Origin of the sequence: Streptomyces zhihengii (genome assembly GCF_016919245.1) — a bacterium.
Classification (GTDB): Bacteria; Actinomycetota; Actinomycetes; order Streptomycetales; family Streptomycetaceae; genus Streptomyces; species Streptomyces zhihengii.
In genome coordinates this window covers 4,349,384-4,364,440 of record NZ_JAFEJA010000001.1, presented here as the reverse complement: position 1 = coordinate 4,364,440, position 15,057 = coordinate 4,349,384, and the positions used below count along the sequence as shown (strand labels likewise).

The following is a 15,057-nucleotide window of genomic DNA, read 5'->3' as shown; positions in this document are numbered from 1 at the left end:
GGGTCAGCGGGCGGCGGCGACCGCGCCGACGCCCTCGCCGTTCGGCGCGGTCAGGGTCAGCGCGCGGTGCTTCACCTCGTAGGCGAGGGTCCCCTTCGCCAGCAGCGCGGTGAGCTCGCGCTCCAGCTCCATCTCGGGGCCCGGGCACAGCTTGCGGGTGGCGGAGACGGGACCGAAGGCGATCGATCCGTCCGCGATCTTCGCCGTGGCGGAGAAGCGGTTGCAGCCGAGGCTGCCGCCCACCTTCCCGTCCTCGGTGAACTTGAACTCCGCCTTCTTCTCCGCCCCCGCGGGCAGCGAGGCGGCGCTCTCCCCGGTGACCAGGGAGTCCACCGTCCAGGTGGTGCCCACGAGCGGGGCGGGCTTCTCGGCGCTGAGGGCGACGGTGTCGCCGTCGGCGGTGGTGAGGGTGAGCCGCCCGTCGGACAGCCCCGCCTTCAGCTTGCCGGTGAGCGCGGCCCGCAGGGCGTCCTCGAAGCCCTGGATCCGCTGTTCGCAGCCCATCTCGGTCATCTCGCCGGGGCCGACGGTGACGGTGTCCCCCTCGACGCTCACATCGGCGCCGAAGTGGTTGCAGCCGTAGTTGCCCTGGGCCCGGCCCTTCTCGGTCAGTTCGACGTACGCGCCGTCCGGGGCCGCCGTCCGCCGGCCGTCGACGGTGACGCTGTCGACGGACCAGCGGGTGCCGGTCAGTGGCACGTCCGGCGCCACGGACGCTCCGCCGTCGGAGGAGGAGGACCCCGTCTGAGTGCCGCACGCGGCAAGGGCGAACAGGGCCATCGCGGTGACAGGAATGCTCAGCTGGTAGCGCATGTCCCTGGGACGGGACGGCCCGCGTCCCGGTTCCACCGCGCCGCCGGATCAGCCGAGGATCGGCAGCAGCGGCCCCAGGTCGGCCCGCTCCCCGCTCGCCCGTACCGTGGCCGCCGCGAGCTCGTCCGCCCAGGTCGTCCGCCCGGTGGCGAGCCGGATCCAGGTCAGCGGATCGGTCTCGACGACATTGGGCGGCGTGCCCCGGGTGTGCCGGGGCCCCTCGACGCACTGGACGACGGCGTACGGCGGGATCCGCACCTCGGTGGAGCCCCCCGGCGCCTTGACCGCGATCGCGTCCGCCAGCAGCCGGGTGCAGGCGGCGAGCGCCTGCCGGTCGTACGGGATCTCCAGCCCGGTCGCGTCGGCGAGGTCGTCGGTGTGGACGACCATCTCGACGGTGCGGGTGACGAGGAAGTCGCCGAGCCGCATGCCCCCGAAGCGCATCGGCACGATCCGGGCCGGCGGCGCCCCCGGCAGCACGGCGTCCAGGTCGCGCCCGGTCCGTGCGAAGAGGTCCCCGATCTCCGGTCCGGCGGCGAAGGCCCGGGTGTCCTCGTCGACCTTCGCCTGCGCGGTCACCGTCGCGAACGGCCAGTCCAGCAGGGCGAGGTCGACGGTCTCGGGCTCGGGCCGCTCCAGGTATCCGACGACCAGCGAGGCGACCATCGCGATGTGCGCGGACAGTTCGCGCACCGTCCAGTCGCCGAGCCGGGTGGGCAGCGCGAACTGCTCGGGCGTCAGCGTGTCCACCGCCGCCCGCACATGCCCGAACTGGGCCCGGACGGCGGCCACGACCTTGTCGTGGTCGTAGCTGCGAAGTCGCTTCCTGGCCGGTGGCATGGGTAGACCTTACGGCGCTGCGGCACCCTCCGGCACCGGCTTGTCCGCACACGCGCCGGAGCCCCCGGCCGGGACGGACGGGGGCTCCGGAAGAGGCACGGATCAGACGAGCAGACCGGGGATGGTCGCCTCGTGCGCCGTGCGCAGCTCGTCCAGCCCGATCGCGAACTGGCCCTGCACCTCGACCGCGTCGCCCTCGACGACACCGATCCGGGTGGCGGGCAGCCCCCGGGCGCCGCACATGTCGGTGAAGCGCAGCTCCTCGCTGCGCGGCACGGCGACGACCGCACGGCCGGCCGACTCGCTCAGCAGGAAGGTGAACGCGTCACCGGTGGCCGAGCCGCCGTCGGAGAGGCCCTCCGGGACGACCAGCCGGGCACCGTGACCGCCGCGCAGGCAGGACTCGGTGACCGCCTGGATCAGGCCGCCGTCGGACAGGTCGTGCGCCGCGTCGATCATGCCGTCGCGGGAGGCCGAGATCAGGATCTCCGCCAGCAGCTTCTCCCGGTCCAGGTCCACCGCGGGCGGCATGCCGCCGAGGTGGTCGTGGACGACCTGGGACCACGCCGAGCCGCCGAACTCCTCGCGGGTGTCGCCGAGCAGGTAGAGCAGCTGCCCCTCCTCGGCGAACGCGATCGGGGTGCGGCGGGTGACGTCGTCGATCACACCGAGCACGGCGACCACCGGCGTCGGGTGGATCGCCACGTCACCGGTCTGGTTGTAGAGCGAGACGTTGCCGCCGGTGACCGGGGTGCCGAGCTGCAGACAGCCGTCCGCGAGGCCACGGGTGGCCTCGGCGAACTGCCACATCACGTCCGGGTCCTCGGGCGAGCCGAAGTTCAGGCAGTCCGAGATCGCCAGCGGCTTGGCGCCGGAGGCGGCCACGTTGCGGTACGCCTCGGCCAGCGCGAGCTGCGCACCGGTGTACGGGTCGAGCTTGGCGTAGCGGCCGTTGCCGTCCGTCGCCATGGCCACGCCGAGGTTGGACTCCTCGTCGATCCGGACCATGCCCGCGTCCTCGGGCTGGGCGAGCACGGTGTTGCCCTGCACGAAGCGGTCGTACTGGTCGGTGATCCACGCCTTGGAGGCCTGGTTCGGGGAGGCGACCAGCTTCAGGACCTGCGCGCGCAGCTCGTCCGCGCTCCCGGGGCGCGGCAACAGGCCCGCGTCGTCGGCCTGGAGGGCATCCTGCCAGGACGGCCGGGCGAACGGGCGGTGGTAGGTCGGGCCCTCGTGGGCGACGGTGCCGGGCGGCACGTCCACGATCAGCTCGCCGTGCCAGAAGATCTCCAGCCGCTCGCCCTCGGTCACCTCACCGATCACGGTGGCGGTGACGTCCCACTTCTCGCAGATCTCCATGAAGCGGTCGACGTGCTGCGGTTCGACGATCGCGCACATGCGCTCCTGCGACTCGCTCATGAGGATCTCCTCCGGCGAGAGCGTCGCGTCGCGCAGCGGCACGGTGTCCAGCTCGACCCGCATGCCGCCGGAGCCGGCGCTCGCCAGCTCGGAGGTGGCGCAGGACAGCCCGGCGCCGCCGAGGTCCTGGATGCCCGCGACGAGCTTCTCCCGGAAGATCTCCAGGGTGCACTCGATGAGGAGCTTCTCCTGGAACGGGTCGCCGACCTGGACCGCGGGGCGCTTGGTGGGCTTGGTGTCGTCGAAGGTCTCGGACGCGAGGACCGAGACGCCGCCGATGCCGTCGCCGCCGGTGCGGGCGCCGTAGAGGATGACCTTGTTGCCGGGGCCGGAGGCCTGGGCGAGGTGGATGTCCTCGTGCTTCATCACGCCGATGCAGCCGGCGTTGACCAGCGGGTTGCCCTGGTAGCAGGAGTCGAAGACGACCTCGCCGCCGATGTTCGGCAGGCCCAGGCAGTTGCCGTAGCCGCCGATGCCCGCGACGACGCCCGGCAGGACGCGCTTGGTGTCGGGGTGGTCGGCCGCGCCGAAGCGCAGCGGGTCGACGACGGCGACCGGACGGGCGCCCATCGCCAGGATGTCGCGGACGATGCCGCCGACGCCCGTGGCCGCGCCCTGGTAGGGCTCGATGTACGAGGGGTGGTTGTGCGACTCGACCTTGAAGGTCACCGCGTAGCCCTGGCCGACGTCGACGACGCCCGCGTTCTCGCCGATGCCGACGAGCAGGGCGTCGTTCTCGGGGGCCTTCTCGCCGAACTGCTTGAGGTGGACCTTGCTGCTCTTGTAGGAGCAGTGCTCGGACCACATGACGCTGTACATCGCGAGCTCGGCGCCGGTGGGACGGCGGTCCAGGATCTCGCGGATGCGCGCGTACTCGTCCTCCTTGAGTCCGAGCTCCTTCCAGGGCTGCTCGGAGTCCGGGGTCTCGCCCGCGTGCTTGACGGTGTCCAGGGTCATGAGGAGACCAACTTCTTGAGGATCGAGGTGAAGAAGCCCAGCCCGTCGGTGCCCCCGGTGCCGATGAGCGGCTCCACCGCGTGCTCGGGGTGCGGCATCAGGCCGACCACGTTGCCCGCGGCGTTGGTGATGCCCGCGATGTCGCGCAGCGAGCCGTTGGGGTTCACGTCCAGGTAGCGGAAGGCGACCCGGCCCTCGGCCTCCAGCTCGTCGAGGGTGCGCTCGTCGGCGACGTACCGGCCGTCCATGTTCTTGAGCGGGACGGCGATCTCCTGGCCCTGCTCGTAGTCGGAGGTCCAGGCCGTCGCCGCGTTCTCGACGCGCAGGCGCTGCTCGCGGCAGATGAAGTGCAGATGGTTGTTCCGCAGCATCGCGCCGGGCAGCAGATGGGCCTCGGTGAGGATCTGGAAGCCGTTGCAGATGCCGAGGACCGGCATGCCGGCCTTCGCCTGCTCGATGATCGTGTCCGTGACCGGCGAGAAGCGCGAGATGGCCCCCGCGCGCAGGTAGTCGCCGTAGCTGAAGCCGCCCGCGAGGACGACCGCGTCGACCTGCTTCAGGTCCTTGTCGCGGTGCCACAGCGGGACCGGCTCGGCGCCCGCGAGGCGGACGGCACGCAGGGCGTCGCGGTCGTCGAGCGTCCCGGGGAAGGTGACGACTCCGATACGAGTGGTCACGATTCCACCTTGACGACGAAGTCCTCGATGACGGTGTTGGCGAGGAACGTCTCGGCCATCTCGTGGATGCGGGCGAGGGCGGCGTCGTCGACCGGTCCGTCCACTTCCAGCTCGAAACGCTTTCCCTGACGTACGTCCGCGATCCCGTCGAATCCCAGACGGGGCAGTGCACGCTGCACCGCCTGTCCCTGGGGGTCGAGGATCTCGGGCTTGAGCATGACGTCGACTACGACGCGAGCCACGGGCACTCCCGGTGGTGTGTTGCGAGGGCGGTTCCCTCAGCGTACCCGGCCCGAAAATCTACGCGAGTAGATATCCGGACGGTCCCCCCGAAATCCCCGATAGGAATCCGCTTGCGCTTTGCACGGGACACGCGCACACAATTGGCGGGGCTTCACAATGCACCGCCCACCGCTGTACAAAGGAATGCAGAGGAAAGCAGCATTGCCCCTCGACAGTCGTTAAGCCGGTATCGCCGCACGTCAGCAGCGGTGATACCGCAGGGAAAGGACCGATATCCGTGGCTCAGCGAGTGGTGGTCACGCTCTCCGACGACATCGACGGAGGAGAAGCGGCGGAAACGGTCATGTTCGGCCTCGACGGGAAGTCGTACGAGATCGACCTCAATACGTCCAATGCAAAGAAACTGCGCAAGGCCCTGGCCCCGTACCTGGCGGCCGGGCGAAAGCAGTCCAATGCGTCGAAGCGGGACAAGGCGCCCGTCTCGTACCGTCACACCTCACTGGAGCCGGCGCCGGCGGCCGTCCGCGCCTGGGCCCAGTCCCGGAAGATGGACGTGCCGGCGCGGGGCCGCATCCCCAAGCACGTCTACGAGGCGTTCCGCGAGGCGAGTTGAGCGCCGGCGCCGGCCCGTCGCCGCGTCGCGGCGAACCGAGTTGCACTGCACCCCCATTGATCGGCTAGAGTCTGGAGCACGCCGAGGGGCAAGGCCGAAAGGCCCGAACCGAGGATCGTGCGGGTGTAGTTCAGTAGTAGAACATCCCCCTTCCAGGGGGAAGGCGCAGTGTGCAATTCCTGTCACCCGCTCTCATCGCTTTACCGACCACCGATGTGGATCAGGTAGAGTGGTGCACGCGCCGCCCGGTGAGAGCCGAGCGGAGGCAATGCGGACGTGGCTCAGTTGGTAGAGCATCACCTTGCCAAGGTGAGGGTCGCGAGTTCGAATCTCGTCGTCCGCTCAGGAAGCGAAGGTCCCGGTCATACGACCGGGACCTTCGGCGTTTCCCGGGCCCGCCGCTCCGGGCGGACCACCCATGACGTTTGTCATGCGGGGCGATGACAGCGCGCACTGCCCGCGGCCACCGGCCGCCGCGAGGCTTGAGCCATGACCGACGACGAGTACGTGATCAGGGCCGACGGCCTGAGGCGGACCTACAGCGGCGGCTACGAGGCCGTCCGCGGGATCCGTCTCGGCGTCGCCCGCGGCGAGGTCTTCGCCCTGCTCGGCACCAACGGAGCGGGCAAGACCTCCACCGTGGAAATGCTCGAAGGGCTCGCCCCCGCCGACGGCGGCACCGTGCGGGTGCTCGGCCGTGACCCCTACCGGGACCGGGCCGCCGTGCGCCCCCGCATCGGCATGATGCTCCAGGAGGGCGGCTTCCCCTCCGACCTCACCGCCGCGGAGACCGCCACCATGTGGGCCGGCGTCACCACCGGCGCACGCCCCGTGGACGAGGCCCTGGCCCTGGTCGGGCTGGAGCACCGCGCCGGGGTCCGGGTCAAGCAGCTCTCCGGCGGCGAACGCCGCCGGCTCGACCTGGCGCTCGCCATCATGGGCGAACCCGAGGTCCTCTTCCTCGACGAACCGACCACCGGCCTCGACGCCGCCAGCCGGCGCAGCACCTGGGACCTGGTGCGCGCGCTGCGCGACGGCGGCACCACCGTGCTGCTCACCACCCACTACCTGGAGGAGGCGGAGACCCTCGCCGACCGCCTCGCCATCATGGACCGGGGCCTGATCGTCAGCGAGGGGACGCCCGCCCAGGTGACCGCCTCCCGCCCCGCCCGCATCCGCTTCTCCCTGCCGGCCACCGTGCCCGCGGGCCGGCTGCCGCTGTCGCTCAAGGCCGCCTCCGACGGGCGGCGCATCGACATCCGCACCCGCGACCTCCAGCGGGACCTCGCCGAACTCCTGCGCTGGGCCGAGGCGTCGGACGTGACGCTCGAAGGGCTCGACGCCCGCTCGGCCTCCCTGGAGGAGGCGTTCCTCGACATCGCGCAGCGCGAGACCAGCGGCGACATGAACGGCGCGGACGACAAGGTGGTGGACTTCCGATGACGACCTCGACGGCGACCGTGGGACGGCTCACGGCACTCGGGCGGGCGGAGATCACCCTGCTCGTGCGCAACCGGACGGCCCTCTTCGTCGCCCTGCTGATGCCCGTGCTGATGCTCGGCGCGGTGAAGAGCTCGCTCGACCGGGTCGACCTCGGCGGCACCGGGCTGAGCGTCGCCGCCACCGTGATCACCAGCGGGATCGGCATGGCGCTGCTGGTGGTCGTCCACATGAACCTGGTCGCCGCCTACGTCTCGCGCCGCGAGGACCTGGCGCTCAAGCGGCTGCGCACCGGCGAGGCGTCCGACCTGGAGATCCTCACCGGCACCGCGCTGCCCGCGACCGCCGTCGCGCTCGTGCAGATCGTGGTGCTGACCGTCGCCGGGGTCGCCTTCTTCGGGCTCGGCGCCCCCGCCCGCCCCGACCTCGTGGTCGCCGGTGTGCTGATCGGACTGGTGCAGATGACGGCGCTGGCCGCGGCCACCGCGGCCGTGACCCGCACCGTGGAGAGCGCGCAGATCACCACCCTGCCGTTCTTCCTGATCTCCTCCCTGGGCTCCGGACTGTTCGTGCCCGTGGAGGTCCTGCCGGAGGGGCTGGCGGCCGTGTGCGAGCGGCTGCCCATGACCGGGGTGATGACCCTGGTGCGCTCCGGCTGGCTCGGCGGCGTCGACACCGGCGAGATGGTGGGGGCCGCGGCCACCGCGCTGGCCTGGACCGTGCTGGCCGTGTTTGCTGTGCAGCGGTGGTTCCGCTGGGAACCGCGCCGCTGACACGGGGCACACTCCCGCCACGGGGCAGGCACGAGAGGGGACACGGGTGACGGACGAGAAGGAGAGGACGACGCCGGTGAGCCGGTGGAAGGGCCGCAGCAGGCTCGGCAAGGTCGACCTCTACACCCGCGGCACGGTCTACTCGATCCAGTGGGGCGCGGTCGCCGTCACCGTCCTCCTGCTCCTCACCCGCCCCGTCCGGCACGACGCGCCCCTGGCGCTGACGGCCGCGGCGATCCTCGCCGCCCTCGTCAACGGCGCGCTCTGCCACCGCTTCGGCCGCGTCGCGATGGCCGCCTACCTCACCGGCGACGGCGTCCCGCTGCGCGCGGCGGCCTGGCCCTCGGCGGCGACCGGCGTGCTGACGGCGTCCGTCCTCGCGCTCGGCACGGTCGCCGATCTGACCGGGCTGCAGCCCATGATGCTGGGCAGCGCCCTGGTGCCGGTGCTCAGCGGGCACAGCCTGGCCGTGCGCCCGCGCGTCAACGCCCTCCACCAGCCGGCCCTGGCCGCGGTGTTCGCGGCGGCGGTGGCGGCCACCGGCCAGGGCGGCCCGGCCGTGCTCCTCACCGCCCTGACCGTCGTCTTCATCACCGTGTGGGTCGCCGTCTCCGTCCGGGTGTCGATGTGGGTGCTGCGGGTGATGTGGGAGCTGGACGACGCGCGGGACGTGCAGGCCCGCCTCGCCGTCGCCGAGGAGCGCCTCCGCTTCGGGCGCGATCTGCACGACGTGCTCGGCCGCAACCTCGCGGTCATCGCGCTCAAGGCGGAGCTGGCCGCCCAACTGGCCGGCCGGGGCAGGCCGGAGGCCGCCGACCAGATGACCGAGGTGCAGCGGATCGCCCAGGAGTCGCAGCGCGAGGTGCGCGAGGTGGTGCGCGGCTACCGGGAGGCCGATCTGCGCGCGGAGCTGGAGGGCGCCCGCGGGGTGCTCGCCGCCGCGGGCATCGAGTGCACCGTCGGCCGCCCGACGGCGGACATCGCGGCGCTGTCGCCGCGCGTCCAGTCCGCCCTCGGCTGGGTGGTCCGCGAGGCGACCACCAACATCCTCCGCCACGGCGACGCCCGGCACTGCTCGATCACCGTCGACGCCACGGCCCGGTGGGTGCGGCTGACCGTGGAGAACGACGGCGCCGCCCCGGCCCGCCCGCACCGCGGCACCCCCGGGTCCGGGCTCGCCGGACTGCGCGAACGGCTCCTGGCCGTGGGCGGCACGCTGGAGGCCGGGCCGGCACCGGAGGACCGCTTCCGGGTGGTCGCCCGGGTACCGGCCGGCGAGCCGGGCCCCCTCGCCGCCGCCGGCGGCGGATCCACCACCGACGAGGACCTGAAGGAGTCCGCGTGACCGTACGCGTCCTGCTCGCCGACGACGAGCACCTGATCCGGGGGGCCCTCGCGGCGCTGCTCGCCCTGGAGGACGACCTGGTCGTCGTCGCCGAGGCGGCCGGAGGGCCGGAGGCCGTCGCCATGGCCCTCGCCCACCGGCCCGACGTCGCCGTGCTCGATCTCCAGATGCCGGGCGCGGACGGAGTGACGGTCGCCACACGTCTGCGCGACGAACTCCCGGACTGCCGCACCATGATCGTGACCAGTCACGGGCTGCCCGGGCACCTGAAGCGGGCCCTGGCGGCGGGCGTGCGCGGCTTCGTCCCGAAGACCGTGAGCGCCCGCAGGCTCGCCGAGATCATCCGCAGCGTGCACGAGGGAAACCGCTACGTGGACCCGGAGTTGGCCGCCGACGCCATCTCGGCCGGCGACTCCCCGCTGACCGCGCGGGAGGCCGAGGTGCTCTCCTTCGCGGCCGACGGCGCCCCCGTCGCGGAGATCGCCCAGCGGGCCTCGCTCTCCCCGGGAACCGTGCGCAACTACCTGTCGTCGGCGGCGGCGAAGCTGGGAGCCGAGAACCGTCACACGGCGGTGCGCCTCGCCCGCCGGAAAGGTTGGGTATAGTGGGCTCCGCGCTACGGCGCATGCGGACGTGGCTCAGTTGGTAGAGCATCACCTTGCCAAGGTGAGGGTCGCGAGTTCGAATCTCGTCGTCCGCTCAGTGCAGGAAGCCCCCGGCGGTATCGCCGGGGGCTTCTTCGTGTGCCCGGCCGCTCGCACAGCTCGCACCGCTCCCGCCGCTCTCCCGTGACCGGGCGCCGCCGGCGGCGCCCGGTCACAGGGCAATACGCCTAGCGCGCGGTCCAGGCGGTGCCGGTGAGCAGCTCGTACGCCTCGGTGTACTTCGCCCGGGTCGCGTCCACGACCTCCTGCGGCAGGGCGGGCGGCGGCTGCTCGCTCCTGCGGTCCCAGCCGGAGGCGGGCGAGGTCAGCCAGTCCCGCACGTACTGCTTGTCGTACGACGGCTGGGCCCTGCCGGGCTCCCAGGTCGCGGCGGGCCAGAAGCGCGACGAGTCGGGGGTGAGCACCTCGTCGGCGATGACGAGGTCGTCCCCGTCGAAGCCGAACTCGAACTTGGTGTCGGCGAGGACGATGCCCCGCTCGCGGGCGATGTCACGGGCCCGCGCGTAGACGGCGAGCGTGGTGTCGCGCAGCAGCTCCGCGGTCGCGCCGCCGACCTGCCGGGCGACCTCCTCGTAGCTGACGTTCTCGTCGTGGTCGCCCACGGCCGCCTTGGTGGCCGGGGTGAAGATGGGGGCGGGCAGCTCCGAGCCGTCGGACAGTCCCTCGGGCAGCTCCAGGCCGCACACCGTCCGGGACTCCTCGTACTCGGCGAGCCCGGAGCCGGTCAGATAGCCGCGGGCCACGCACTCGACGGGCACCATCCGCAGCGACCGGCACACCAGCGTCCTGCCCTCCCAGTCGGCGGGGGCGCCGGCGGGGAGTTCGGCGGAGATCACATGGTTGGGGACGAGGTCCCGCAGCCGCTCGAACCACCACAGGGAGAGCTGGGTGAGCACCCGCCCCTTGTCCGGGATCTCCGTCGGCAGCACCCAGTCGTACGCGGAGATCCGGTCGCTGGCGACCATCACGAGGTCGCCCGCCTCGTTCCGGTAGAGGTCACGCACCTTGCCGGTGTGCAGATGCACCAGTCCGGGCACCTGGAGCGGCTCGGGCTTTTCTACGAATCCGGACACGGTTCCTCCGCGTGGTGATGTACGAGGCTCCGATTGTCCCGTATGCGGCCACCGCTCTCCTGGGCAGGGTGCGGGGGCGGCGGGGCCGGAGCGGCGCCACCGCGCCCACGCGCGCGGCACCTCCCCGGCCCTCTCCGTCAGAAGCCGCTCTCGTAGCCGGAATCGCCCCTCAGTACGTCGTTGGCCTTCGCCGCCCTGAACGGTGCGAGCCGGTCGCCGGTACCCGCGTAGAAGTACGATCCCGACCCGGTGTGCTCTCCGTGCTTGAGCGCGAGCAGATCCGGCCGGCCGTCGCCGTTGGCGTCACCGACGCCGACGAGGTCCCCGTACGTGTTCCAGCCCGCCCCGATCCTGGTGCGGGCGGCGAAGGTGCCGTCGCCCTTGCCGAGGTGGAGCCAGAGGACACCGGACGCGTCGCGTGCGACGAGGTCTCCGGCCGCCGCCCCCGCGAGGTTGCCGACGGCGGTGATCCGGTTGTAGATCCCCCAGCCGCCGCCGATCCGCTTCCGCGCGGCGAAGGGGGCCCCGACGTCGCCGGTACCGCTGTAGAGCCACAGCCCGCCGGACATGTCGGTGGCCACGACATCGGCCCTGCCGTCGCCCGTGAGGTCGCTGCCGCCCGCGAGCCGGTCGTAGATCCCCCAGCCGCCGCCGACCTTCGTCCGGCCCCGGAACGGCTTCGTATCGATGCCGGTGCCCTCGTAGAGCCACAGCACCCCGCTCCGGTCCCGGGCGATCACATCGCCCACCGGCGTGCCGGCCACGTCCCCGGCGGACTCCATCCGGTCGTACACCTGCCAGCCGCCGCCGACGGTCCAGGCGCCCTCGTGGAAGAGGTTGTCGCCCGCGGTCACGGGCTGCGTGCCCACACGGCGCAGCACGCCCTCGTGGTCGCGGAGGAGCACCTCCGGGGTGCTGTTGTCGTCGTGGTCGCGCGGGACCGCGGGCCGGGTCACGGTGAAGGCGCCCGTGGCCCTCAGCTCCGGGCCGATGCCGTCGTCGGGCCGGACGCGGATCTCCCAGGTGTACTCGCCCCCCGGAGCGGGGCGGGTGGCACCGGGACGGGTGAGTTCACGCACGTCCCAGCGCATGCCGACCGTCCGGCGGTCCGGCGTCCCGCCGTCGTCCACGAGCGGCCACGTCACGCGCTGACCGGTCCGCAGGTGGACCAGAGTCGCCCACATGTACACGTCGCCCCTGGAGAGGTCCCAGCTCAGGTCGACGCCGCCGGCGAGCTGCTCGCCGGTGACCACGTCCGGGACGTCGCCGCCGAGGAGGGTCACCGCGGTCGGCCGGCCGGTCGGGGCGACCATGGCGGCGACCGGCTTGCCGTCCGCTCCGAGGGTGACCCGGTAGAGGCCGTCCCCCGTCTCCGGCAGGCCGCCTCGCACCAGCAGGGAGCCGTCCGGCGCGGGAGCGGAGGACGAGACGTGCGTGAGGAGCGGCACCGTCTCACCGGTCTCCGCCGACACGGCGGTGAACGGCCGGGGCGGAATGGGGTACCCCTCGCCGTCGTAGGCCCCCGCGCTCCACTCCAGGGTGCGCGGCTGGCCCAGGGTCACCCACTCCCCGAGCATCCGGAAGTCGTCCCCCCGGACGGCCCCGGCCGGGAGCTGCCTCCGCTCGTCCGTCCCGTGGCGGGCGACGTGGATCGTCCTTGTGGTCCCGTCCTCCTCGGGCCAGGCCACATGGGTGTCCGAGACCGCGGCCTCGAACATGCGCCAGGGCTTGCCCGCCTGGACGTGACGGGACACGGCGGAAGCCGTGGCGAGATCGACGACGACCTTGCCGCGGACCTCGTCGAGGCCGAGCCCGCAGTCGAAGACGGCGGTGTGCGCGGTGTGCGCCGTCGCGTTGAGTTCGCAGACCCCGGGCGGCATGCCCGTCACCGCCCGGTCGGTCAGGGTGCCGTCCGCCCCGACGGTGACGAGATGGGGCGCCCAGCCCCCCTCGGGCACCTCCACCATGACGACCAGCGTCGAACCGACCGCGCCGGCGAACCACCAGTCCGTGCCGAGGCCGCCGAAGTCGGCCTCGACGGGCGCCGCCGACGGGGCGGCCATGTCGTGGATCCTCAGGACCCGGCTGAGCCGGATGTCCTCGTCGTCCCCCGTCACCACGACGTCCGAGACGGAGCCGTTCACCGAGGCGGCGGCGGGCAGCACGGTCGAGGTGCCGTCCGTCCACCGCGTCCACCGGTACTCGGGGGTCGCGGAGTTGGTCCGCGACAGGAATCCGGTGGTACCGGCGCTGACGATCTCCGCGTCGAGCGGGAACCGTACGGCCGCTTCCTGCGCGGGCGCGTCGGCGGTGCCGGCCGGCGTGGTGGCGGTGACCGTCCTCGTGGTGCCGGTGCTCGCCGCGGCGGCCGGCATCGCGGCCAGGGTCCCCCCGGTCGCCGTGAGAACGGCGGTGACGGCCAGGGCCGTCAGCCGACGACCGGCTCCGGGCCGGTGCGTGCGGGTGCGTGCGTTGTCCAAAGATCGTCCTCCCCTTGAGCGCTGGAGAGTAGCGGGTGCGCCCGGTCGGCCTCCGGTCGGGGAGGCGGCCCCGGCGATCCCGTCCGGAGCGGACGGCCCCGGGAGCGCGCTGTGCCGCACGGGGCCCGTGAACCGCCCGCGGCAGAAGGGAGGATGCCGGCTAGTCCCGCTTGCAGATGCGGTCCAGCAGATTGGCCGTCGCCCGCTGGATGCGGGAGTCGACGTGGCCGGGCCGGTCCAGGGCCGGGGACCAGGCGAAGGTGCCCGAGGCGAAGACGAGGGCGCCGGAGGGGGCCCGGTAGAGGGAGGTCTCCTGGTGGCGCAGGGCGCCGTCCCCGTCGCGGTAGGGCGAGTGGGCGAGCAGGATGCGTTTGCGGTGCTCGGGCAGGGCGGTGCGGGGGAAGTAGCGGTCGGCCTCGCCCGCGACCAGGCCGGGCAGTTCGTCGCCCTCGCCCGCGCCGGTGGCCTCCCACAGCCAGTGCTCGGCGTTCCGGACCACCAGCGGGGACGGCTCCGGCACCCGGCCCGCGTACTGGATGCCGAGGAGTTGCTGTTCGGAGCGGTCCATCTCGCGCCAGAGCGCCGCCTTTCCGGGGCCGCGGCGCTTGCGGCAGGTCAGCAGCCGGTCGGGCACCCCGGAGGGGGACGGGCTCATCTCGACCTGCCAGTACAGGGTGTTGGCGGAGAGGAAGACGAGCGAGGTGCCGCCGTCCCTCGCGGCCTCCACCGTCCGGCGCATGGGGACCGACCAGTACTCGTCGTGGCCGGGGAAGACGAGCCCGCGGTAGCGGGTGGGGTCGATGCGCCCGGCGTGCAGATCGCGGGCGTCGGCGTAGGCGAGGTCGTAGCCGTAGCGCTCGGCCCAGCGGATGAAGTCGTAGGCGTGGCCGACGTGCAGGGGCAGGCCCGCGCCCGCGAACGGCCGGTCGAAGGAGACCGTGGTCGCCGCGTCCCGCTCGCCGAGCAGCCGGCCCTCGTCGTCCCAGGCGTGGTAGAGGCTGGCGCCGGTGCGGCCGTCCTCCGGGTAGAGGTTGTACGCCTGCCAGGTCACGTCGGGCAGCAGCAGCAGCAGGTCCGCCGGCTGGTCGTCGCGGACGGTGAAGGGGATGTGCGAGCGGTACCCGTCGAGCGTGGTCAGCACCGCCACGTACGCGCCGATCGACCAGTACGAGGGGATCTGGAGCCGCCAGGAGAGCCACCAGTGGTGGCAGGAGACCGTGCGGTCCGCGGTGAGCGGGGGCGGCTGCACGATGCCCGAGAGCCGGGGACTCGTGGTGATCTTGGACGCGCCGTCGCCGCCGTAGTGGCCGATCCGATAGATGTCGACCGAGAACTGCTGCGGCGGGTCCACGGTGATGTGGAAATCGATCGATCCGCCGGGCAGTGCCGCCCCCGGGGAGACGAAGCCCTTGATCTGGCGGTGCACGTCGTCCGCGGTGCGGGGGCCGCCGGAGCCGCCGCGGGCGAGCTGCGGATCGGCGTACCAGGGGACGACCTGGCCGGCGTCGTCGAAGTAGTTCTCGCTGTTGCGCAGCCAGGGCAGCGGGCCCTGGCCGAACGGGTCGCTGACGGCGTGGGCGAGGGCACCGGATTCCCATCGCCGGATGTGGTCCGCCCCCATGGTGTGCCCTCCCTCGCGCCCGGACATCGTCGATGCGCCGACCGTGCAGCGCCGGTCTCCAGCACATCACATAACGCACTCACTCCGTCACCGTTCGT

13 protein-coding genes and 3 tRNA genes are annotated in these 15,057 nt (G+C 72.7%); 8 read left to right on the top strand and 8 right to left on the bottom strand.

Annotated features, from left to right (window positions below; translation table 11 throughout):
• Positions 1 to 3: 3 nt before the first annotated feature.
• The 5 genes from JE024_RS18310 to purS form a co-directional block, all read right to left on the bottom strand.
• The gene (locus JE024_RS18310; protein WP_205374619.1) at positions 4 to 813 is read right to left on the bottom strand and encodes an META domain-containing protein; all 810 of its coding nucleotides are present in this window, start codon (positions 811 to 813) and stop codon (positions 4 to 6) included.
• Between the two features lie 48 nt (positions 814 to 861).
• Complete coding sequence (locus tag JE024_RS18305) at positions 862 to 1,653, bottom strand: maleylpyruvate isomerase family mycothiol-dependent enzyme (RefSeq protein ID WP_205374618.1); 792 nt, start codon at positions 1,651 to 1,653, stop codon at positions 862 to 864.
• Positions 1,654 to 1,755: 102 nt separating this feature from the next.
• Positions 1,756 to 4,029 (bottom strand): phosphoribosylformylglycinamidine synthase subunit PurL, encoded by a 2,274-nt coding sequence (purL, locus tag JE024_RS18300; RefSeq protein WP_205374617.1) that lies wholly within the window; start codon positions 4,027 to 4,029, stop codon positions 1,756 to 1,758.
• Positions 4,026 to 4,706, bottom strand: a complete 681-nt coding sequence (purQ, locus tag JE024_RS18295; protein WP_205374616.1) for a phosphoribosylformylglycinamidine synthase subunit PurQ — start codon at positions 4,704 to 4,706, stop codon at positions 4,026 to 4,028. Before purQ ends, purL begins: the two co-directional genes overlap by 4 nt.
• On the bottom strand, positions 4,703 to 4,948 hold the full coding sequence (gene purS / locus JE024_RS18290; RefSeq protein WP_147987130.1) for a phosphoribosylformylglycinamidine synthase subunit PurS: 246 nt from the start codon (positions 4,946 to 4,948) through the stop codon (positions 4,703 to 4,705). The genes purQ and purS overlap by 4 nt, the downstream gene beginning before the upstream one ends.
• 278 nt (positions 4,949 to 5,226) lie before the next feature.
• Here purS and JE024_RS18285 point away from each other — a divergent pair, with 278 nt between their 5' ends.
• The 8 genes from JE024_RS18285 to JE024_RS18250 all read left to right on the top strand — a co-directional run bounded on the left by JE024_RS18285 (position 5,227) and on the right by JE024_RS18250 (position 9,820).
• The gene (locus tag JE024_RS18285) at positions 5,227 to 5,562 is read left to right on the top strand and encodes a histone-like nucleoid-structuring protein Lsr2 (protein WP_244882948.1); all 336 of its coding nucleotides are present in this window, start codon (positions 5,227 to 5,229) and stop codon (positions 5,560 to 5,562) included.
• Between the two features lie 119 nt (positions 5,563 to 5,681).
• Positions 5,682 to 5,753, top strand: a tRNA-Gly gene (locus JE024_RS18280).
• 79 nt (positions 5,754 to 5,832) lie between these two features.
• A tRNA-Gly gene (locus JE024_RS18275) sits at positions 5,833 to 5,905 on the top strand.
• A gap of 146 nt (positions 5,906 to 6,051) precedes the next feature.
• On the top strand, positions 6,052 to 7,005 hold the full coding sequence (locus JE024_RS18270) for an ABC transporter ATP-binding protein (protein WP_205374615.1): 954 nt from the start codon (positions 6,052 to 6,054) through the stop codon (positions 7,003 to 7,005).
• Positions 7,002 to 7,775 (top strand): ABC transporter permease, encoded by a 774-nt coding sequence (locus JE024_RS18265; RefSeq protein WP_205374614.1) that lies wholly within the window; start codon positions 7,002 to 7,004, stop codon positions 7,773 to 7,775. Before JE024_RS18270 ends, JE024_RS18265 begins: the two co-directional genes overlap by 4 nt.
• Positions 7,776 to 7,821: 46 nt before the next feature.
• Positions 7,822 to 9,120, top strand: coding sequence for a sensor histidine kinase (locus JE024_RS18260; RefSeq protein ID WP_244882946.1), 1,299 nt, complete (start codon positions 7,822 to 7,824; stop codon positions 9,118 to 9,120).
• Positions 9,117 to 9,725, top strand: coding sequence for a response regulator transcription factor (locus tag JE024_RS18255; protein WP_205374613.1), 609 nt, complete (start codon positions 9,117 to 9,119; stop codon positions 9,723 to 9,725). The genes JE024_RS18260 and JE024_RS18255 overlap by 4 nt, the downstream gene beginning before the upstream one ends.
• Before the next feature lie 22 nt (positions 9,726 to 9,747).
• Positions 9,748 to 9,820, top strand: a tRNA-Gly gene (locus JE024_RS18250).
• A 132-nt stretch (positions 9,821 to 9,952) separates the two neighbouring features.
• On the opposite strand, the gene JE024_RS18245 is transcribed toward JE024_RS18250, so the two are convergent.
• From JE024_RS18245 to JE024_RS18235, 3 genes are all read right to left on the bottom strand, one after another.
• The gene (locus JE024_RS18245; protein WP_205374612.1) at positions 9,953 to 10,858 is read right to left on the bottom strand and encodes a phosphoribosylaminoimidazolesuccinocarboxamide synthase; all 906 of its coding nucleotides are present in this window, start codon (positions 10,856 to 10,858) and stop codon (positions 9,953 to 9,955) included.
• A 137-nt stretch (positions 10,859 to 10,995) separates the two neighbouring features.
• Positions 10,996 to 13,338 carry an FG-GAP repeat domain-containing protein gene (locus JE024_RS18240; RefSeq protein ID WP_205374611.1) on the bottom strand — a complete coding sequence of 781 codons (2,343 nt, stop codon included), beginning with the start codon at positions 13,336 to 13,338 and terminating at the stop codon, positions 10,996 to 10,998.
• Between the two features lie 160 nt (positions 13,339 to 13,498).
• On the bottom strand, positions 13,499 to 14,959 hold the full coding sequence (locus JE024_RS18235; protein WP_205374610.1) for a N,N-dimethylformamidase beta subunit family domain-containing protein: 1,461 nt from the start codon (positions 14,957 to 14,959) through the stop codon (positions 13,499 to 13,501).
• Between the last annotated feature and the right edge of the window lie 98 nt (positions 14,960 to 15,057).

Excerpts from the sequence above, each read along its gene's own strand:
- JE024_RS18305 (WP_205374618.1), bottom strand. The coding sequence starts at position 1,653 with ATGCCACCGGCCAGGAAGCGACTTCGCAGCTACGACCACGACAAGGTC.
- JE024_RS18235 (WP_205374610.1), bottom strand. The coding sequence starts at position 14,959 with ATGGGGGCGGACCACATCCGGCGATGGGAATCCGGTGCCCTCGCCCAC.
- JE024_RS18265 (WP_205374614.1), top strand. The coding sequence starts at position 7,002 with ATGACGACCTCGACGGCGACCGTGGGACGGCTCACGGCACTCGGGCGG.
- purL (WP_205374617.1), bottom strand. The coding sequence starts at position 4,029 with ATGACCCTGGACACCGTCAAGCACGCGGGCGAGACCCCGGACTCCGAG.
- JE024_RS18270 (WP_205374615.1), top strand. The coding sequence starts at position 6,052 with ATGACCGACGACGAGTACGTGATCAGGGCCGACGGCCTGAGGCGGACC.
- JE024_RS18310 (WP_205374619.1), bottom strand. The coding sequence starts at position 813 with ATGCGCTACCAGCTGAGCATTCCTGTCACCGCGATGGCCCTGTTCGCC.